The organism is Rhodovulum marinum (assembly GCF_004343075.1).
GTDB classification, from domain to species: Bacteria; Pseudomonadota; Alphaproteobacteria; order Rhodobacterales; family Rhodobacteraceae; genus Rhodovulum; species Rhodovulum marinum.
Map to the genome: position 1 here is coordinate 248,658 of NZ_SLXP01000001.1, position 19,141 is coordinate 267,798.

A 19,141-nucleotide genomic window follows, 5' to 3' on the forward strand; every position below is an offset into this window, starting at 1 on the left:
CTGCCACCCAGGATTGTCACCCCGGGGGCAAAGGGGGCGCGGCGCGCATCCGCAGCCTTTCGACGAGGAGAATATCCCATGGCCGACACGATCAGATACGCGGTTCAGGTCACCCTGCCCGCGACCCTGCCCGAAGGCGTCAAGCCGCAGCTTCACGTGTTCGACGCGACGGGGAAATTCCTGGCCTCGGCGGCGGTGCCGGAAAACGGCAAGGTGCGGATCGAACTGCCCAAGGCGCTGATCGGCACGGCGATCCGCCTGCTGGTCGCGCCGGCGGGCGAGCAGGCGCCGAAGCTGCGCGAGTTGCGCCGGGCGAAGGCGGTGGAACGCACCGTGCCCTTCGACCCCGAGACCAAGGTGGTGGTCGACATTCCCGACCTGATCGCCCCGGATTGGGTGCTGTGCGCCTGCACGATCCGCGGCCGCGTGGTCAAGGCCGTGGCCCAGCCCACCGGCGTGTCGGTCGATTACCCGGTCTGCAACGCGCGGGTGCATATCTGCGAGGTCGACAAGTTCCCCAGGATCATCCTGCGCCTGCCCGATCACATCATCGAACGCATCCGCGAGGAATTGCTGGTCGAACCGCCCTTCCCGCCCGATCCCATCGGCCCGGTGATCCGCAAGCGCCTCCCCGAGCTGGCCGAACCGCCCGGACCGGGGCCCGACCCGATCCGGCGCGTTCCGGTTGCGCGCCAGCCGATCGGTCGTGCACCGGGGGCGGTCTTGCCGGTTCCGGTGCCGGGACCGCGCCCGCGGGCCGACGGAACGCGGGCGGCCGGGGTGTCGGAGGCCCGGGCCCCGACCGCCGACCTGAAGGCGGCGGCGCCCATGGCGATGACCGGGCTTGCGCGCGCGGGCAGCCCGGCGGAAATGCGCAAGGCGCTGATCTCGCTGGCGGAAATCTATCCCTGGTGGTGCTGGTTCACCTGGCTGGACCCGTTCTGGCGCTGGGAGGTGGACTGCCTGTGGGAGGCCGTGACCGACGAGACCGGCGCGTTCTCTAAAACGGTGATCTATCCCTGCGACGACCGGCCCGACATCTACCTTTGGGTCGAACAGTTCATCGCCGGGTCGTGGAAGACGATCCATGCCCGCGGGCCGCGCTGTGACACGCATTGGAATTACGCGTGCGGGACCGAGATCACGATCCACGTCACCCATCCCGACGCGATCACCTGCGCGCCGCCGCCCGAGGTCGTGGTGCCCGAGAACATCGAGACCTGGGTGCTGCCGATGGCGGTGGGGCACCTGGAAATCGCGGGCCAGGGCAGCCACGCGGGCGAGCTGGGCTGGCTGAAACCCGACGGCACGGCCAGCTATGCGGGCGGGCCGGTCAATATCGACCCGGTCACCGATGCGCCGATGGGCGGCTACCTGCGGTTCAAGATGCTGCATTCGCTGGACCTGCCGAAACCGGGGATGACCCGCTATGTCTGGTCCTGGCGGCCCAAGCCCGAACCCGACCCGCGGGTGCATGGCGAGTTCTACGACCCCGGCCTGCCCGCCGGCCACCCGGCGAACGCCCATGCCTGGGTGCGGATGGACGACCCCGTGGTGCGCCATTACCAGGTGCCCGGGCCGGGCGGTTTCCCGAAATTCCCGGTGGTGGCCCTGGGTCCGGATGCGGACGAGCTGTTCGCCTTCCGCGAGGCCACGCCGCCCGCGGGCGTCTGGCCGGTTTCGGGGTTCTGGGAGGATCAGTGGTCGGCCAAGCTGGACAGCACGGCGATGGATCCGGGGCTTTACCAGGTTCGGGTGACCGTGCATGACGAGGCCGGCAATATCGTCGCGCCCTCGACCGGGACGTTCGAATTCGTGGTCACCGACACGCGCGTCGGCGCCGAGACTTATGAAACCCGCGGCGTGCTGCCCGGCAGCGGCACCCCGGCCGATCCCGGCGAGGTGATCGACAACGGGTTCGTGTTCGACCTGCGGATCGACAACGCCCCCTGCGAGGCGGTGCTGTTCGCGCCGCAGGCCGGGGGCGGGGCGGTGGCCGACCCCTGCGGGTTCCTGCGCTATGGCGATCCGTCGACCGATGTCACGCTGTCCTTCACCGCGCGGCAGGAGCATGGCAATGGCTGGTTCCTGCTGGAACTGGTGCGCGGGCTGAGCGGGGTGGCGCAGGTCGAGGTGATGGACGGCGCGCGGGTCGATGCGACGAGCGTTCCGGTCGACACCAATGGCGGGCCTGACTGGACCAACGCGTTCTATTCGGGCGATGGCGACGGGCATTTCACCGGCACCTTCCCGGCCGAGCGGTTCCTGGAAACCTGCGACAACGGCGCCTTCGCGGTGCGGCTTTACGTGCGTGCCAAGGCGCATGACGGGCTGGACCGGCTGCGCGAATACGACCGCGCGGCGCTGATGGGCTTTGCCCTGGCCGAGGAACTGCCCGAGGATTGAGGCACATGGGCGCGCCCCGCCGGGGACCGGCGGGGCGCGCTAGCGCAGCACCTGAACCAGCAGCAGCGACAGGGACGGCAGGGCGGCGACGACGCCCAGGCCCAGCAGGCTGGCCAGCAGGAACGGGAACGCGCCGCGCGCGATGCGCTCGATCGACAGGCGGGTCACGTTGGCCGCCACGTAAAGGTTGATGCCCACCGGCGGCGTGAACAGCCCGATGGCAAGGTTGACCATCACCACCACGCCGAACCACACCGGGTCCCAGCCCATTTCGCGCATCACCGGCAGGAAGATCGGCAGCGAAATGAACATCACCGTGATCGCGTCCATGAACATGCCCGCGACCAGCAGCACCAGCATGATGACCAGCAGGATCACCCATTGGTTCTCGCTGAGGCCCAGAAGCGCCTGCGAATAGGTGCCGACCAGGTCCTCGACCGTGACCACCCAGCCGAACAGCCCGGCATAGGCCACCACCAGCATCACCACCGCCGACGACGCCGCCGCATCGGCCAGCGCCTCGTAGAGGCCGCGCAGCGTCAGCGTGCGATAGGCGAAGGCCCCCACCCCCAGCGCATAGACCGTGGCGACCAGCGCGGCCTCGGTGGGCGTGAAGATGCCCGAATAGATGCCGCCAAGGATCACCAGCGGCGTGAGCAGGCCCCAGAACGCCTGTCGAAAGGCCAGCCAAAGGCGCCGGCCATAGGGCAGGCCGGCATGGGGCGGCGGGCTGAGCGCGTCGAGCGTCGGACTGCCATGCGCGGCCCCGCCGCGCCGGGCGAAGGGCAGCGTGGCCAGCATGGTCAGCCCCATGAACAGCCCCGGCAGGATCGCCGCGATGAACAGCTGCGAGATCGAGGTTTCGGCGATCACGCCATAGATCACCAGCCCGATCGAGGGCGGGATGACGATCGACAGCGCCGCGCCGGTGCAGACCAGCCCCGCGGCATAGGCGCGGTCATAGCCGTCTTCCTCCATGCCCTTGACGATCGTCGGGCCGATGGCCGCGACCGAGGCCGGGCCCGACCCGCTGACCGCGCCCCAGAACAGGCACACGACGGTGCCCACCACGCCCATGCCGCCGGGGGTCGATCCGATCAGCACGCGGAAGAACCGGATCATCCGTTCCGCGATGCCCAGCGTGCCCATCAGCGTGCCGGCGAGGATGAAGAACGGGATCGCCAGCAGCGAGAACTTGGTGACGCCCGCGGAAATCAGGTCGCCGGCCAGATCGAGGCCAAAGCCGATCTGCCACATGGCATAGATCGCCGACAGGCCCAGCGAGAACGCCACCGGCACCCGGCAGGCCAGCAGCAGGAAGAACAGGATCACCATCTCGGTGCCCGCGCCAAGGCCGGGGATCAGGTCAGACATGGGGCAAATCGCCGGACGGGCCGCCCGGGGTGCGCAAGGTGACCCAGGCGTGTTGCAGGTAGCGGACCAGGATCAGCGCAAAGCCGAAGGGCACCGCCGCCTGGTAATACCACGCCGGCAGCCCCAGCGCGTAGGACCGGATGCCGCTGGACAGCTGGTTGGTGAGCGTGACCCAGGAAAACCACGCCGACAGCGCCAGCAGCAGCACCGACAGCGCCGTGGCCAGCACGAAAAGCGGCGTGCGCAGGGGGCGCGGCAACAGGTCGTGGACCAGCGTCACCGCCAGATGCTCGCCCCGCCGCGCGGCGATGGCCGCGCCGAAGACGGTCAGCAGCAGGAACCCGTTGGTCAAGAGTTCCTCGGTGGCGGCCAGCGAATAGTTGGTGCCATAGCGCACCACCACGTTGGCGAACCCGATCGCCGTCATGCCCAGGAACAGCACGGCGCAGACGATCTTTTCCGCCTCGTCCAGAAGGAAACGCATGGGGAGAGCCTCGCTGTGGCGCGCAGGAAACAGGCCCGCGCGGGGGGCGCGGGCCTGTTCGATGCCGGGCGTTACTGCGCCGCGGCGATGGCGGACTGGAACGCCGACACGATCTCGGGGCCGACCTTGGCCGCCCATTCGTCGAAGGCGGGCTTGGTCGCGTCGCGGAAGGCCTGCAGTTCCTCGGGGGTGGGTTCGTAGACCTCCATCCCCTTCTCGGTCAGGAAGGCGATGCCGTTCGCGGTGCCCTCGCGCGTGATCTGGCGCTGGTAGGCCATGGCCTCTTGGGCGGCGGTGCGCAGTTTTTCCTGCGTTTCCGCGTCATAGCTGTCCCACTTGGCCTTGGAGATGCCGAGGAAGATCGGGTCGTAGGAATAGTGCCAGGTCGTGATGTATTTCTGCATCTCGTAGACCTGCTGCGGGATGATGACCGCGCCGATCGGGTTTTCCTGCCCGTCGACCACGCCCTGTTGCAGCGCGGTCAGGGTTTCCGACCATTGCATCTGCTGCGGGTTGGCGCCCAGCGCGTTCATCACGTCGATATACATCGGCCCCGCGACGCGCATGTTCAGGCCCTTCATGTCCTCGGGCGAGGTGATCGGGCGGACGTTGTTGGTGACCTCGCGGAACCCGTTCTCGCCCCAGGCCAAGACGACGATGCCCTTGTCCAGAAGGATGTCGGCCATCATCTGGCCGGGTTCGCCCTGGGTGGTCGCGTCGACCTGGTCATAGGACGCATAGAGATAGGGCAGCGAGAACACCGCCATCTCGGGCACCAGCGGCGTCACGTTGATCGCCGAGGTCAGCACCAGGTCCAGCGCGCCGCGGCCGATCATCTCGGCCTGTTTCATCTGGTCGCCGCCGGCCAGCTGGGCGTTGGGGAACACGCGCACGTCGATCTCGCCGCCGGTGGCCGCGGAAATCAGTTCGTTGAACTTCTCGGCGCCCTGGTGCCAGGTGGTCGTGTCGCCGACATTGTGCGACAGCCGCAGGGTTTCGGCCGCCGCGGCGCCGACCGTCATCGCGGCGGCGACCATCGCGGCAAGAGCGTGCCGCCCCAGTGTTACAGCTTTCATCCGTTTCCTCCGTTTTCCGCGCGCCCGGTCCGGGCGCTCCTTGTATCGAAGCTTGGTGGCCCGCGCGCGCCATCAAGACCAGAACCAAGGCCCGCCCACAAGACGCGATCCACGGCTGCGGCGACGACGGCAGGCCGAAATGGGGGTTTCGGCAGACCCGCCCGAAGACCCCGCCTTGGCGCAATCCACATCAGTGCCCAAAGCGAAAGAACTGGCGACCCCGGAAGGACTCGAACCCTCAACCTGGCGATTAGAAGTCGCCTGCTCTATCCAGTTGAGCTACGGGGCCGCATGGCGTTCTTTTGCCTGCGCCCCTGCGCCAGCGCAAGTGCAAATCCGGCCAAAGCCGCCTTTGTTCGACCACAAAACGACAATAAATCAATAACTTGAATGGAACCACCCGCGCGCGGGAACAAAGAGGCGCCGGGAAAGCCCGTCGACGGGGGCCGACGTTCGGTGGATCGCGGAACGGATCCGGCCGGCCCCGTCCCGACACGCCCCCGTTTCCCCACCTGCGCCATGCCCGCGAACGAACGCGGCAGGGCGCGGCAACGGACCCCGGTCGGAAAAAGGGTCAGTGGGTCCACTGGCCGCGGCGGTTGACGGCGAAATTCTCGGCATAGCCCATGGGCCGGACGTTCGGCTTGCGCGTCTTGGGCCGGATCACCACCGCGTCGATGCCGTGGCGGCGGGCGTAATCCTCGGCCGCCTCGCGGCTGTCGAATTTCAGACGGACCTGCGCCTGGGTGTCGGCGGAACTGGTCCAGCCCATCAGCGGGTCGATCTCGCGCGGGCTTGCGGGGGCGAATTCCAGAACCCACTGGTGGGTCTTGGCCTGCCCCGACTGGGTGGCGGTCTTGGACGGCTGGTAGATGCGGGCACGCATGGGCGTTCGGTCCTCCCCCCTGTTGGATCCGGGTCAGTTATGGGGGTTGGGGCGGCCCTTCGCAAGGGGCGGCATACCGCAGGATACATTCGGCCGCGCCCCGCCTGCCCCTTGAACGCCGCGCCCCGGGGGACAAGTCTGGGGCACCCCCGAAGGAATCGCCGCCATGCCCTATTCGACAGAACCTGCCGCGCTGAACGCCCCCGCCGCCCCGGTGCGCCCGCGCGAAAAGCTGGAGGGCGGCAAACGGTTCGTCATGCACTCCGAGTTCCAGCCCGCGGGCGACCAGCCCACCGCCATCGCGGAACTGGCCGCCGGCATCACGGCCGGAGAGCGCGAACAGGTGCTGCTGGGCGCGACCGGCACGGGCAAGACCTTTACCATGGCCAAGGTGATCGAGGAAACCCAGCGCCCCGCCATCATCCTGGCGCCCAACAAGACGCTGGCCGCCCAATTATACGGGGAATTCAAGGGGTTCTTCCCCGAGAACGCGGTGGAATACTTCGTCAGCTATTACGACTACTACCAGCCCGAGGCCTATGTGCCGCGCTCGGACACCTACATAGAAAAGGAATCCCAGATCAACGAACAGATCGACCGGATGCGCCACTCGGCCACCCGCGCGCTGTTGGAACGGGACGACGTGATCATCGTGGCGTCGGTGTCGTGCATCTATGGCATCGGGTCGGTGGAAACCTATGGCGCGATGACCCAGGACCTGACCGTGGGGCAGGAATACGACCAGCGCAAGGTGATCGCGGACCTGGTGGCCCAGCAATACCGGCGCAACGACCAGGCGTTCCAGCGCGGGTCGTTCCGGGTGCGCGGCGACGTTCTGGAACTGTGGCCCGCGCACCTGGAGGACCGGGCCTGGCGGATGTCGTTCTTTGGCGAGGAACTTGAATCCATTACGGAATTCGACCCGCTGACGGGCCAGAAGACCGACAGCTTCGAGCGCATCCGCGTCTACGCCAATTCGCATTACGTGACGCCGAAACCCACCATGCAACAGGCGGTTCAGGGCATCCGCAAGGAACTGCGCCAGCGGCTGGACCAGCTGGTGCAAGAGGGGAAATTGCTGGAGGCGCAGCGGCTGGAACAGCGCACGAATTTCGACCTGGAAATGCTGGAGGCCACCGGCGTCTGCAACGGGATCGAGAACTATTCGCGTTACCTGACGGGGCGCGCGCCGGGCGAGCCGCCCCCCACCCTGTTCGAGTTCATCCCCGACAATGCCATTGTTTTCGCGGATGAATCCCACGTCACCGTGCCGCAGATCGGGGGGATGTACCGGGGCGACTATCGTCGGAAATTCACCCTGGCCGAACATGGCTTCCGCCTGCCGTCCTGTACCGACAACCGGCCGCTGAAGTTCGAGGAATGGGACGCGATGCGGCCGCAATCGGTGTTCGTTTCCGCCACCCCCGGCCCTTGGGAGTTGGAGCAGACGGGGGGGGTGTTCACCGAACAGGTGATCCGGCCCACGGGCCTCCTGGACCCGCCCGTCGAAATCCGCCCCGTGGAAATGCAGGTGGACGACCTGCTGGACGAGGTGCGCAAGGTCACGGCGCGGGGGTATCGGACGTTGTGCACCACGCTGACGAAACGCATGGCCGAGGACCTGACCGAGTACCTGCACGAACAGGGCATCAAGGTCCGCTACATGCATTCCGACATCGACACCATCGAACGCATTGAAATCCTTCGGGATTTGCGGCTGGGGGCGTTCGACGTGCTGATCGGCATCAACCTTTTGCGCGAAGGTCTGGACATTCCCGAATGCGGGTTGGTGGCGATCCTGGACGCGGATAAAGAGGGGTTCCTGCGCTCGGAAACCTCGCTGATCCAGACCATCGGGCGGGCGGCACGGAACGCGGATGGGCGGGTGATCATGTATGCCGACCGGGTGACCGGGTCGATGGAACGCGCCCTGCGCGAGACCGAGCGACGGCGGGAAAAACAGATTGCATACAATGACTTGCACGGGATCACGCCCGAGACGGTGAAGAAGAACGTCGAGGATATCCTGGCGGGCCTCTACCAGGGCGACGTGGACATGAACCGCGTGACGGCCAAGATCGACAAGCCGATGCACGGCGCCAACCTGGAGGCGCATCTGGACGGGTTGCGGGCCGAGATGCGCAAGGCCGCCGAGAACCTGGAATTCGAGGACGCCGCCAGATTGCGCGATGAAATCAAGAGGTTGGAGGCGGTGGACCTGGCGATTTCCGACGACCCGCTGGCCCGGCAATCGGCGGTCGACGAGGCGGTGGAGGCCTCGGTCGGGGCCAAGGGGCGGTCGACGGCGGGGCGCGCGGGGCAGCGCGGGGGCAAGCGGCGGCGGCGCTAGGATTGGGCGGCGCGACTCAGGGTTAACGCCGCCGGAGTCCGCGGTTTGGGGCATATGAATTCCATATGACTCCCATATGAATTCCATATGAGCCTTGGCCGGGCGTGGCGGCGTTAACGGGGCGCGCGGGCGGCAACGGGCAAAGAAGGCGGTTGGGCGTCCGTCGGGACCGGAAAGAAGCGCGTAGGGACGGGTCGCGGAGCTGGATCCGAACGGTGGTGGAATACCCGGACGCCGGGGAGGCCTTGGAGGCGTCGATCGGCGTGAAAGGGGCGGTTGACGGCGGGCCGCGCGGGGCAGCGCGGGGGGAAGCGGGGGAGAGGGAAGCGATAAGACTAATTGTGAGGCTTGAAAACCTTCTGCAACCTACGCCAGAGGAGTGTACCTGCGGAAGCCAAAACTGCGACGAGTGCAATTGTCGAAACGGTAGGAATGACCAAGCTCGTTTCTTCGCAGAAGTATCCAAAAAGCTTGCATTCTGAGTCATGCCTAAAGGCAAAAGGCAATGTAATCGCCAGAAATAGGCAGTAAGCAACGCTAACAATAAGAATCTCTAGAACAAAGTCTTTCTGACCAGAAGAACGCGAAAACATACTAAAGTTGGTCAATGCCAAACCTGCGAGCGGCGCGGCAAGGACGAGGACCTGTCGAGTGCTCGCTTCGCCCGTGACTTTGGCAAGTTCGCTGCTGTCTAGGACAAAAATAGCGCCAAGCGCCATGACACAAGCGACAACGAACAAAGTGACAATCCGGACAAGGACACTTGTCCTATTCTCCGCGTCTTGCACTCTTTTCTTTCTCCGCAAGCAAGAACAAATACTGTCGAGCGATCAAGAGCAGAAGCGTAAGCAGGACGAGCCACCAAAGATTGAAAATCGTATTCTTCGCTTCGGTTGCTATCCCGCCAATGTCCACTTTGGAGGTCACAAACCACGTTCCAATTATTATCCACGGCCATGGTTTGGTGAACACTTGGACGAGTGCCTGCCCCCCCAGAGCTGCGAGAATTGGAAGTGCCATATACACTCACTCCATCAAACTGCAAAACCAGTATGCCATGCCCGACGAGGCTAGGGTAGGTAGCAATTCGTCCCATCGGCAAGCTTGAAATCGTACCAACCACCTTAGCCACCACTGCCCCGCATCGGTAGGTTTCACCCACCCTGCGCCGCCTTGTCCGCTTCGCGTCCCATTCGGGACGCCAATCACGGACCCGCGCCCCGGGTCGGCCGCCATGCAAGTGGGGGCAAGGTGGGGCGTGCAGGGGAGGCGGGGGCGTGAACGCCAGGCGCGCAGATTCGCGCCAGGGTTGTTTTTTTGCTTACCTAAAATATGCATTCGTGATACATATTAGCTATTGGAAACAAGGAGACAGCCATGAAACGTCCGACGCATTTGGAAAAGGACTACCTCAAGGACCTTATGGAAAAGGCGCGTGTCGAGGAGATCGAGGGGTGGCGCGATACCATTGTGAAAAAACTGGAATACCTGGACCTGGTCCAGCCCGACGGGCCGCACCTGCCCGAGCCGATCCCGCAGGGTTACGATGACCCGCTTTTCTATGACGACCCGCTTTTCCGGCGCATCATCGCCAAGGATCCGAAACTGACCGACTGGGCCGAACGCCTGTCGGTGGCGCGCCAGAAAAAGGCGGCGAAAGCCCTGCTGGCGGTTCTGGACACCGCGTTGAAAGCAAAACAGCGCGACCTCGCCCCGCACCGCTGAGCACGCAGCGTAGGGTGGGTGCCAACCCACCGCCTCGCTCCCGTCGCACCGCGCGGGGCGGTGGGGTTCACCCACCCTGCGCCGCCCAGCCCCCCTTGACGCCAATCAATGACCGCCGCGCAGGATCGGCCATCCTGCACATAGGAGTCACGGGGCCGGGCCGCGCGGGCGGCGTCCCCTGGCGATCTGGGGAAGGGCGGGCCGCGGGGCGCTGCCCGGGGAGGTTGCGATGCTTGCACGGTTCATGTCCGCCATTCTTGCCACCCTGCTGCTGGCCACGCCGGTCAGGGCGCAGTTCGATGAACGGGTGCTGTTCCAGCAGGGCGCGTGGCATGTCTCTTACGTGCGCAACACCGTGACCGGGCAGGACTGGTGCGAGGCGGCGACGGTCAACGCCAACGGCACGTCCTTCGACATCACGCTGTTCGGCGACGGGGCGGCGGCGATGTTCATCATCGATGCCGACTGGGATTTCGGCGGGCACATGTATTTCCCGCTTTACGTCGATATCGACCGGTCGCGCTGGACGGTGGACGCGACGGCGGGGCGCAACGCGATCTCGTTCTATTTCGGGGAATACGAGGCGACGCGGCGCTTTCTGCGGGAATTGCAGGCGGGCAACGCGGTGGCGGTCTACGAGGAAGGCGGCTCGGGGCGGTCTTTCGCGCGGTTCTCGCTGAGCGGGTCGCGCAACGCCATCGACGCGGTTTTCGAGTGCTGGTCGATCATCACCTATTGACGGGCGCAGGGCGGGCGCCACCCCACCATTGGCCGGGCGGTGGGTTTCACCCGCCCTGCCCCCGGGCCGCGCCGGGCGGTTGACGCCGCCCGCGCCCGGCGCGAGGCTGGCGCCCGCATGACCCACGCGATCCTGATCCTGGGCGCGGCGATGGCGGCCGATGGCCGGCCGGGTCCCGCGCTGATCCGCCGCGCGCGCCACGGCGCGGCGCTGTGGGCCGACATGCCCGGCGCGCTGGTCGTGGCCTCGGGCGGGGGCGGCGAGGCGGCGGCGATCGCGGCGATCTGCGTGGATGCCGGCGTGCCCGAGGCGCGGATCGTGCAGGAGACCCGGTCGCGCAACACCGCCGAGAACATCGCCTTTTCGGCGCCCCTGCTGGCCGCGCGCGGGATCGGGCGGGTCACGCTGGTGACCGATTACTACCACCTGCCCCGCGCGCGCCTGCTGGCGCGGCGGGCCGGGCTGCGGGTGGTGCCCGCCGCGCCCCGCCACGGGATCGGGCGGCCGCACCGGCACGCCTGGCTGGTGCTGCGCGAGGCGGCGGCGCTGTTGCTGGCGCTTAGCGGAAGACGTCGACCGTGACGTGATCCCCCAGCCCGTTCCGGCCCCAGACCTGCACCACGACCGTGGCGCCGCCCGCGACGATCGCCTGGGCCGCGACCGGATCGATCCGCCCGCGCATCAGCATCTGTTCCATCGCCGCGCGGTTGCCCATGTCGGCGAAGAAACTGTCGCCCTGGTCGCCCACGTCGCGCAGCCCGTAGCGGTGGAAATTGGCCCGGTCCTGGCGCAGGATCTGCCAGGGTTCGACCAGCCGGATACCACGGGAATTGTACAGGTCCTGCGCACCGATCACGGCGACGTATTGTTCCAGCAATTGTTGGGCGGGGGCGAGGGCCGGCGCGCAGATCAGGGCGGCGGTCAGCAGGGCGGGGCGGAAACGGGATCGCATGGGCGTCACCTTTGAGGCGCGGGCGGGACCGGGCCTAGTTGAAGCTGCCGAAGACCTCGTACATCACGGGTTCGAAGCTTTTGCACAGTTCGGCGATGCGGCGGTTGCGGGTGCGCATCTCGTCCGAGCGCAGCATCGCCTGGAAATCCTCGCGCCGCTTCCATTGCGAATAGTTGGCGATGCGGGTCTGGGCGTCGTTCACGTGCAGCCCCGCGCCGATGAAGCCGGGCTGTTTCGAGATGAAGTTGGTATAGGCGTCGTGCAGCTCGTCCAGCAGGTCCTGGCAGGTGCCGGGGGTGACATCGAAGGTGGTGATGACCGTCTGCAGGTCGGCGTCCTGGGAAATCGTGGGCATGGGAAGTTTCCGTTCTTCTGGGGGGAACTCGTCAGCGGATCACGTGGACCGAGCAGGGCGCGTGGCGCACCACCCGGGCGGCGGTCGAGCCGAGGAAATAATCCTTCAGGCCCGGGCGGTGGGAATGCATCACGATGCAGTCCACGTCGTGGCGTTCGGCGTAATCGACGATGGTCATGCCGGCATGGCCGGTGATCACGCGGATCTCGATATCGGGGGCGTCTTCCAGTTCGCCCTTGAGGTCGTCATGGATCGCGGCCCGCGTCCTGGCCTCCTGGTCCGCGGGCAGGTATTGCGACACGTAGGGCGGGATCGCCTCGGCGACGGTCAGCACGGTGATCTTGCCGTCGGTGTTCCGCAGTCGCCGCGCAAGCGCCAGCACATCGTCGAGATGGGGGCCGTGATCGACGGCGACGGGAACCAGGATATTGCTGTACATCGGTTTTACCCTCCCTTGGCCGGTCCAGAATGGCAAAGCCGGGCGGGCGCGACCTTGACGCAAATCATGTGCGCACGACGGACAGCACCTCGGCGGCGAGCGCGTCGATCTCGGCCGCGGCGGGGCCCTTGCGGGCGGCTTCCTGCACGCCGCGGCCCTGGCCCAGCGTTTCGGCATAGGCGACGCGGTTGGCAAGCCGGGCCGCGGCCAGCATCGCGGTCAGGCCCGCGGCGGTTTCGGAAATCTCGGCGGCGAGGCGTGTGCCCGCCTTGATCCGGTTCAGCACGACCATGGTCGCCTTGTCCTCGCGCCGGGCGAGATCGAGCACGCCCTCGGTGGCCCAGAGATCCACGTGCGAGACCGAGACCGGCACCAGCACCAGGTCGGCGGCGCGCAGCGCGGGGCGCAGGTCGCTGTCGGCCTTGGGGGGCGTGTCGACCAGCACCACGTCGTTGTCGCGGGCGAGTTTGGAACACTCGTATTCCACGCCCCAGGCCGAGGCGGTCGAGAAATCCATGTCCGGGTCGGCGCCTTCGATCCGGGTCATGAACCAGCGGCCCAGGCTGCCCTGCGGGTCGGTATCGACCAGCCCCACGTTCAGCCCGCTGCGCGCGAAGGCCACGGCCAGGTTGACCGCGAGCGTGGTCTTGCCGCTGCCGCCCTTTTGCTGGGCTATGGTGATGATCTTGCCGGCCATGTCCGCCCCCCAACACCCATTTTGCTGCGGCGCAGCATATGCGCCGATGCAGCCCTTGCCCAGCCCCTATTCGGCGCGCTGCGCACCGATTTCAGGGCGAAAGCCGCCGCAAGCGGCCGTTTCCGCCGGGCTGTGGCCAGAGGACCGCGCAGGCGCGGGAATTGCAAGCGGCGGCTTTCGGTCAACGAATGGTTAACCATTCTGGCGCGAAGCTGGTGGCGAAGGGGGATTTTCGCGATGCGCCGCACCGCCCTGCTGGCCCTGCCGATCTGGCTGATCGCCGCGCCGATGGCGCAGGCGGGCGCGTGGCTGCGCGAGGATGGCGCCCTGATGCTGGCGTTTTCGCACGAGATGACCCGGCCCGGCGGCGGCGGGGACGCGGCGGGATATACGTCTGTCTATGCCGAATACGGGCTGACCGAGAAACTGACGATCGGGCTGGACGCGGGCAAGGGCGAGGCGGCGGACGACTGGAAGGCGGTGGCCTTCGTGCGGATGGGGCGCGAATTCGGCTGGCTGCCGGGGCGCGTGGCGGCCGAATTCGGCCTGGGCGCGGCGGGGTCGTCCGAAACCGGGGTCGAGGCGGTGGTTCAGCCCGGGATCAGCTGGGGCCACAGTTTCGAAACCGAACGCGGCTGGGCCTGGGTGAATGTCGACGCCAAGGCGGTGATCCAGCTGGCCGCCGCGACCGAAACCGGCAGCATCCAGACGGTGGCGGGCCTGCCGATGGCGCTGCGCGATGGTTACAAGCTGGACATGACGCTGGGGCTGAACCTGAACCCGCGCACCCAGGTCAGCGTCGAGATGCGGTTCGAGGCCCCGGCCGAGGGCGACAATTCGCTGCGGCTGGTGCCGGGCGTGGCGCGCCGGCTGGGCGAGAGGAGCTGGGTCACGCTGGGCGGCATCGTGGGGCTGGGCGACGCGGGATCGGTGGGGGTCGTGCTGGGCAGCCGGGTCGAATTCTGACCGCGCCATCGCCGATTCGGAACCACATCGCGCCTTTTCGTGGCATTTTCCCCGGGGCCCGGACAATCGCGGTCCCGCCCCCCGCATTGCCCGGCCCTGCCGGGAAAATGGATCGCTAAATTTTGACAGACCCCTCCGGCTGGGGCAGACAGGGGGCCGTATCTGCATTTCGGTGGGGGCCTGTGCAGATGTGACCAGACCGGAAGGACTGATCGCATGGGAACCCACGACCGATACCCGCAGCCCACCCCCGTGGCGCCGCAGCCCACCCACCCGTCGCGCCTGGCCGGGCATGACGCCGGCGCCGTGATGCGCCGCTACGAGGTGAACGGCCTGTGCCCGGACGGCTATCCGCAGCATTTCATCCGCGCCCTGCCCGCCGAGCCGCATATCGACGAGGCCTTCGCCGCCTTTGCCCATGGCACGCTGATCGCGACGCCGGGCGGGCCGGTCGCGGTCGAGGACCTGGCGCCGGGCATGACGCTGGCGACCGCGGATGCGGGGCCGCAGCGGCTGATGTGGGTGGGGTCGACCGTGCTGATGCCGATGGCCGGCGCGCTGCGCAGCGACCTGCCGGTGCTTACGCGGGTGACCGCCGACAGCCTGGGGCTGGGCCGACCGATGCCCGACCTGATCCTGGGGCCGCGCGCGCGGATGCTGTTCCGTCACCCCGGCTGCCACGAGATCCTGGGCACGGGGCAGGCCTTTGCGCCGGCCTCGGCCTTTGTCGATGGCGTGGCGCTGATCGGGTTGCGGGTGACGCGCCCGACGCGGGTGTTCCACCTGGCGCTTGAGGCGCAGCACGTCCTGCTGGCCAACGGGGTCGAGGTGGAAAGCTATCACCCCGGGGACAATGCCGCCGACCTGATGGACCATGCCGGGCGGGTGAAATTCCTGGCGCTGTTCCCGCATCTCGGCGGGTTCGACGGGTTCGGGCCGATGGCCCTGCCCCGGTTGACGGCGTTCGAGATGGACCGGATGCGCGCCGCCTGATCGGCGGCGCGGCCGCGGCTTACGCCTTGCGGCCCAGCCGCTCTTCCAGCACGTCGAAGGGCACGCCGGGGTCGTCCTTGGCGCAGCGGATCACCAGCGAGGTCTTGACCGAGGCCACGTTCTCGGCGGCGGTCAGTTCCTCGGTCAGGAAGCTTTGGAAGGTGGACAGGTCGGGCGCCACGCATTTCAGGATGAAATCGACCTCGCCGTTCAGCATGTGGCATTCGCGGACCAGCGGCCAGGCGCGGCAGCGGTTCTCGAATTTCGTCAGGTCGGCCTCGGCCTGGCTTTGCAGGCCGACCATGGCGAAGACCTGCACCTCGAACCCCAGTTCGCGGATATCCACGTCGGCGTGATAGCCGCGGATGAAACCCGATTCCTCCAGGGTGCGGACGCGGCGCAGGCAGGGCGGGGCCGAGATCCCGACGCGGCGGGCGAGTTCGACATTCGTCATCCGCCCATCGGCCTGCAATTCGGCCAGAATCTTGCGGTCGATCGCGTCGAGTTTGGTCCCGGGCATGCTGCTCCCTCTCGGATTTTTGCGGATCATATGTTCCGGGCGCAGCCTGCGCAATAATGTTTCGCATCCGCGCAAGATCTTAACGGCCTTGCGCCGGATGCAAGCCTGCGGCCGACCGGCACGCCGGGGGTTCCAAGACGGTGGAACGATGGCTATATCGGGCGCCGACGATGGACGCAAACCGAAGGCAGGAGACGGGCCCATGGGCGAGACGCGGCACAGCAAGGTTCTGATCATCGGCTCGGGCCCGGCGGGCTATACCGCCGCCGTCTATGCCAGCCGCGCCATGCTGGAACCGCTGCTGATCCAGGGCATCCAGCCCGGCGGGCAGCTGACCATCACCACCGAGGTCGAGAACTGGCCCGGCGAGGTGGAAATCCAGGGCCCCGAACTGATGCAGAAGATGGAGGCCCATGCCAAGGCAATGGGGGCCGAGATCGTGGGCGACATCATCACCTCGCTGGACCTGTCGCGCCGCCCCTTCACGGCGGTGGGCGACAGCGGCACGACCTATACCTGCGACGCGCTGATCCTGGCGACGGGGGCACAGGCGAAATGGCTGGGCCTGCCGTCGGAGGAGAAGTTCAAGGGCTTTGGCGTGTCGGCCTGCGCCACCTGCGACGGGTTCTTCTACCGCGGGCAAGAGGTGGCGGTGATCGGCGGCGGCAACGCGGCGGTCGAAGAGGCGCTGTTCCTGACGAATTTCGCGTCCAAGGTGACGCTGGTCCACCGCCGCGACGAACTGCGCGCGGAAAAGGTGCTGCAGCACCGGTTGTTCAACAATCCCAAGGTGGAAATCCTGTGGGATCACAGCCTGGACGAGGTGGTCGGCACCGAGGACCCGATGGGCGTCACCGGCATTCGGGTGCGCCATGTCCATACCGGCGCGGTGACCGAGATCCCGTGCAAGGGCGTGTTCGTGGCGATCGGCCATTCGCCCGCCTCGGAACTGGTGGTGGACCAGCTGGAAACCCATATGGGCGGCTATGTCGTGACGAAACCGGATTCCACGGCGACCTCGATCCCGGGTGTCTTTGCCGCGGGCGACCTGACCGACCATGTCTACCGCCAGGCGGTGACCTCGGCGGGCATGGGCTGCATGGCGGCGCTGGAGGCCGAGCGGTTCCTTGCGGAGGCCGGGATCGACGCGGGCAAGGACATGTCCCTGCCGCTGGGCCATGGCGCCGAGGTGCCGCAGGCCGGCTAAGCGGGGAATAGCGGCCCGCGGGACGGGCCGGGCCGGGGACGACCTGCCGCGCATTGGTGCATTTGCGACAATTCCGGCCCTTATTCGCGGGGCCGGCCGGCTTGTGCTTGAATCTCGCCACGGTTGCACGTTATGGCGCGCGCGATGCCGGAGCGGTCCGGCCAGCCCCCGTGCTTTTCGCGAAAGTCATCAGGTCTGCCCCATGTCCCTTTCCAACCTCACCCCGATTCCCGAACTCTACGTCTCGCCCGAAAGCGCGCAGAAACTGAAGGCCGAGGCCGGCGATCTGCCCAGCTGGGACCTGACGCCGCGCCAGATCTGCGACCTGGAACTGTTGATGAACGGCGGGTTCAACCCGCTCAAGGGCTTCCTGACCGAAGAGGATTACGACAGCGTCGTCGAAACCATGCGGCTGGCCGACGGCACGCTGTGGCCGATGCCGATCACGCTGGACGTGTCCGAAGACTTCGCCGCCGGGCTGGAGCTGGGCCAGGACATCGCGCTGCGCGACCAGGAAGGGGTGATCCTGGCGATCCTGTCGGTCACCGACCGCTGGACGCCGAACAAGGCGCGCGAGGCGGAAAAGGTGTTCGGCGCCGACGACCTGGCGCACCCGGCGGTGAACTACCTGCACCATACCGCGGGCAAGGTCTACCTGGGCGGTCCCGTCACCGGCATCCAGCAGCCGGTGCATTACGATTTCCGCGCCCGCCGCGACACGCCCAACGAGCTGCGCGCCTATTTCCGCAAGCTGGGCTGGCGCCGGATCGTCGCGTTCCAGACCCGCAACCCGCTGCACCGCGCGCACCAGGAACTGACCTTCCGCGCCGCGCGCGAGGCGCAGGCCAACCTGCTGATCCACCCGGTCGTCGGCATGACGAAACCGGGCGATGTCGACCATTTCACCCGCGTGCGCTGCTACGAGGCGGTGCTGGACAAGTACCCCCAGGCCACCACCACGATGAGCCTGCTGAACCTGGCCATGCGCATGGCCGGCCCGCGCGAGGCGGTCTGGCACGGCCTGATCCGCAAGAACCACGGCTGCACCCATTTCATCGTCGGGCGCGACCATGCGGGCCCCGGCAAGAATTCGGCGGGCGAGGATTTCTACGGCCCCTATGACGCGCAAGAGCTGTTCCGCGAATACGAATCCGAGATCGGCCTGGAAATGGTCGACTTCAAGCACATGGTCTACGTCCAGGAACGCGCGCAATACGAACCCGCCGACGAGATCGAAGAGGGCCTGACGGTGCTGAACATCTCGGGCACCGAACTGCGCCGCCGCCTGGCCGAGGGGCTGGAAATCCCCGACTGGTTCTCCTTCCCCGAGGTGGTGAACGAGCTGCGGAAGACCCGCCCGCCGCGTTCGCAACAGGGGTTCACGGTGTTCTTCACCGGGCTGTCGGGGTCGGGCAAGTCGACCATCGCCAACGCGCTGATGGTCAAGCTGATGGAGATGGGCGGGCGCCCGGTCACGCTTCTGGATGGCGACGTGGTCAGGAAACACCTGTCCTCGGAACTGGGCTTTTCCAAGGAACACCGCGACATCAACATCCGCCGCATCGGCTATGTCGCCAGCGAGATCACCAAGAACGGCGGCATCGCGATCTGCGCCCCGATCGCGCCCTATACCGCGACCCGGCGCGCGGTGCGCGAGATGATCGAATCCTACGGCGCCTTCTGCGAGGTGCATGTCGCCACGCCCCTGGAAGAATGCGAACGGCGCGACCGCAAGGGCCTCTACAGGCTGGCACGCGAGGGCAAGATCAAGGAATTCACCGGGATCTCCGACCCCTACGAGGCCCCCGACGCGCCCGAACTCCGCGTCGACACCACCGGGATCGACGTGGACAACTGCGCCCACCAGGTGATCCTCAAGCTCGAACAGATGGGGCTGATCGCGGGCAACTGACCCGCCCCCCGTCCCGGGCAAAGCCGCACCCTTCTTCTGGCCGGAAATATCCCCGCCGGA

The 19,141-nt window shown here is 67.0% G+C and carries 19 protein-coding genes and 1 tRNA gene; 9 read left to right on the top strand and 11 right to left on the bottom strand.

Features of this window, described 5'->3' with window-relative positions:
- Positions 1 to 78 precede the first annotated feature (78 nt).
- The gene (locus EV662_RS01325) at positions 79 to 2,406 is read left to right on the top strand and encodes a hypothetical protein (RefSeq protein ID WP_132460323.1); all 2,328 of its coding nucleotides are present in this window, start codon (positions 79 to 81) and stop codon (positions 2,404 to 2,406) included.
- Between the two features lie 39 nt (positions 2,407 to 2,445).
- Here the strand turns inward: EV662_RS01325 and EV662_RS01330 are convergent, their stop codons facing one another.
- From EV662_RS01330 to EV662_RS01350, 5 genes are all read right to left on the bottom strand, one after another.
- Positions 2,446 to 3,780 carry a TRAP transporter large permease gene (locus tag EV662_RS01330; RefSeq protein WP_132460324.1) on the bottom strand — a complete coding sequence of 445 codons (1,335 nt, stop codon included), beginning with the start codon at positions 3,778 to 3,780 and terminating at the stop codon, positions 2,446 to 2,448.
- Entirely contained in the window at positions 3,773 to 4,264 is a 492-nt protein-coding gene (locus EV662_RS01335) for a TRAP transporter small permease (protein WP_132460325.1), read from the bottom strand. Before EV662_RS01335 ends, EV662_RS01330 begins: the two co-directional genes overlap by 8 nt.
- A gap of 71 nt (positions 4,265 to 4,335) precedes the next feature.
- Positions 4,336 to 5,340, bottom strand: a complete 1,005-nt coding sequence (locus EV662_RS01340; RefSeq protein ID WP_132460326.1) for a DctP family TRAP transporter solute-binding subunit — start codon at positions 5,338 to 5,340, stop codon at positions 4,336 to 4,338.
- A 212-nt stretch (positions 5,341 to 5,552) separates the two neighbouring features.
- A tRNA-Arg gene (locus EV662_RS01345) sits at positions 5,553 to 5,629 on the bottom strand.
- A gap of 285 nt (positions 5,630 to 5,914) precedes the next feature.
- Positions 5,915 to 6,226 carry an ETC complex I subunit gene (locus EV662_RS01350; RefSeq protein WP_132460327.1) on the bottom strand — a complete coding sequence of 104 codons (312 nt, stop codon included), beginning with the start codon at positions 6,224 to 6,226 and terminating at the stop codon, positions 5,915 to 5,917.
- Positions 6,227 to 6,392: 166 nt separating this feature from the next.
- Between EV662_RS01350 and uvrB the strand changes: the two genes are divergently transcribed.
- A complete protein-coding gene (gene uvrB, locus EV662_RS01355; protein ID WP_132460328.1) occupies positions 6,393 to 8,576 on the top strand; it encodes an excinuclease ABC subunit UvrB in 2,184 nt (727 codons plus the stop codon).
- Positions 8,577 to 8,911: 335 nt separating this feature from the next.
- Here uvrB and EV662_RS01360 read toward each other — a convergent pair whose 3' ends face one another.
- Entirely contained in the window at positions 8,912 to 9,364 is a 453-nt protein-coding gene (locus EV662_RS01360) for a hypothetical protein (RefSeq protein WP_132460329.1), read from the bottom strand.
- Positions 9,365 to 9,953: 589 nt separating this feature from the next.
- Between EV662_RS01360 and EV662_RS01365 the strand changes: the two genes are divergently transcribed.
- The 3 genes from EV662_RS01365 to EV662_RS01375 all read left to right on the top strand — a co-directional run bounded on the left by EV662_RS01365 (position 9,954) and on the right by EV662_RS01375 (position 11,622).
- Positions 9,954 to 10,301 (top strand): hypothetical protein, encoded by a 348-nt coding sequence (locus EV662_RS01365; RefSeq protein WP_132460330.1) that lies wholly within the window; start codon positions 9,954 to 9,956, stop codon positions 10,299 to 10,301.
- 229 nt (positions 10,302 to 10,530) lie between these two features.
- Positions 10,531 to 11,040, top strand: a complete 510-nt coding sequence (locus EV662_RS01370; RefSeq protein ID WP_132460331.1) for a hypothetical protein — start codon at positions 10,531 to 10,533, stop codon at positions 11,038 to 11,040.
- 117 nt (positions 11,041 to 11,157) lie between these two features.
- Entirely contained in the window at positions 11,158 to 11,622 is a 465-nt protein-coding gene (locus tag EV662_RS01375) for a YdcF family protein (RefSeq protein ID WP_132460332.1), read from the top strand.
- Here EV662_RS01375 and EV662_RS01380 read toward each other — a convergent pair.
- The 4 genes from EV662_RS01380 to parA form a co-directional block, all read right to left on the bottom strand.
- On the bottom strand, positions 11,600 to 11,992 hold the full coding sequence (locus tag EV662_RS01380; protein ID WP_165915484.1) for a hypothetical protein: 393 nt from the start codon (positions 11,990 to 11,992) through the stop codon (positions 11,600 to 11,602). The two genes, EV662_RS01375 and EV662_RS01380, sit on opposite strands and share 23 nt — an antisense overlap.
- A gap of 34 nt (positions 11,993 to 12,026) precedes the next feature.
- A complete protein-coding gene (locus EV662_RS01385; protein WP_132460333.1) occupies positions 12,027 to 12,347 on the bottom strand; it encodes an antibiotic biosynthesis monooxygenase family protein in 321 nt (106 codons plus the stop codon).
- A gap of 31 nt (positions 12,348 to 12,378) precedes the next feature.
- On the bottom strand, positions 12,379 to 12,786 hold the full coding sequence (locus EV662_RS01390) for a universal stress protein (RefSeq protein WP_132460334.1): 408 nt from the start codon (positions 12,784 to 12,786) through the stop codon (positions 12,379 to 12,381).
- A gap of 64 nt (positions 12,787 to 12,850) precedes the next feature.
- Positions 12,851 to 13,483: a ParA family partition ATPase gene (parA, locus tag EV662_RS01395; protein ID WP_132460335.1), complete on the bottom strand. Its 633-nt coding sequence runs from the start codon at positions 13,481 to 13,483 to the stop codon at positions 12,851 to 12,853.
- A 237-nt stretch (positions 13,484 to 13,720) separates the two neighbouring features.
- Between parA and EV662_RS01400 the strand changes: the two genes are divergently transcribed.
- Both EV662_RS01400 and EV662_RS01405 read left to right on the top strand, forming a co-directional pair.
- On the top strand, positions 13,721 to 14,449 hold the full coding sequence (locus EV662_RS01400; protein WP_132460336.1) for a hypothetical protein: 729 nt from the start codon (positions 13,721 to 13,723) through the stop codon (positions 14,447 to 14,449).
- 216 nt (positions 14,450 to 14,665) lie between these two features.
- Positions 14,666 to 15,442: a Hint domain-containing protein gene (locus EV662_RS01405; protein ID WP_132460337.1), complete on the top strand. Its 777-nt coding sequence runs from the start codon at positions 14,666 to 14,668 to the stop codon at positions 15,440 to 15,442.
- Positions 15,443 to 15,461: 19 nt separating this feature from the next.
- Here the strand turns inward: EV662_RS01405 and EV662_RS01410 are convergent, their stop codons facing one another.
- Positions 15,462 to 15,962 carry an Lrp/AsnC family transcriptional regulator gene (locus EV662_RS01410; RefSeq protein ID WP_132460338.1) on the bottom strand — a complete coding sequence of 167 codons (501 nt, stop codon included), beginning with the start codon at positions 15,960 to 15,962 and terminating at the stop codon, positions 15,462 to 15,464.
- 202 nt (positions 15,963 to 16,164) lie between these two features.
- Between EV662_RS01410 and trxB the strand changes: the two genes are divergently transcribed.
- Both trxB and EV662_RS01420 read left to right on the top strand, forming a co-directional pair.
- On the top strand, positions 16,165 to 17,169 hold the full coding sequence (trxB, locus tag EV662_RS01415; RefSeq protein WP_132460339.1) for a thioredoxin-disulfide reductase: 1,005 nt from the start codon (positions 16,165 to 16,167) through the stop codon (positions 17,167 to 17,169).
- Between the two features lie 202 nt (positions 17,170 to 17,371).
- Positions 17,372 to 19,081 carry a bifunctional sulfate adenylyltransferase/adenylylsulfate kinase gene (locus EV662_RS01420; protein ID WP_132460340.1) on the top strand — a complete coding sequence of 570 codons (1,710 nt, stop codon included), beginning with the start codon at positions 17,372 to 17,374 and terminating at the stop codon, positions 19,079 to 19,081.
- Positions 19,082 to 19,141: the final 60 nt, after the last annotated feature.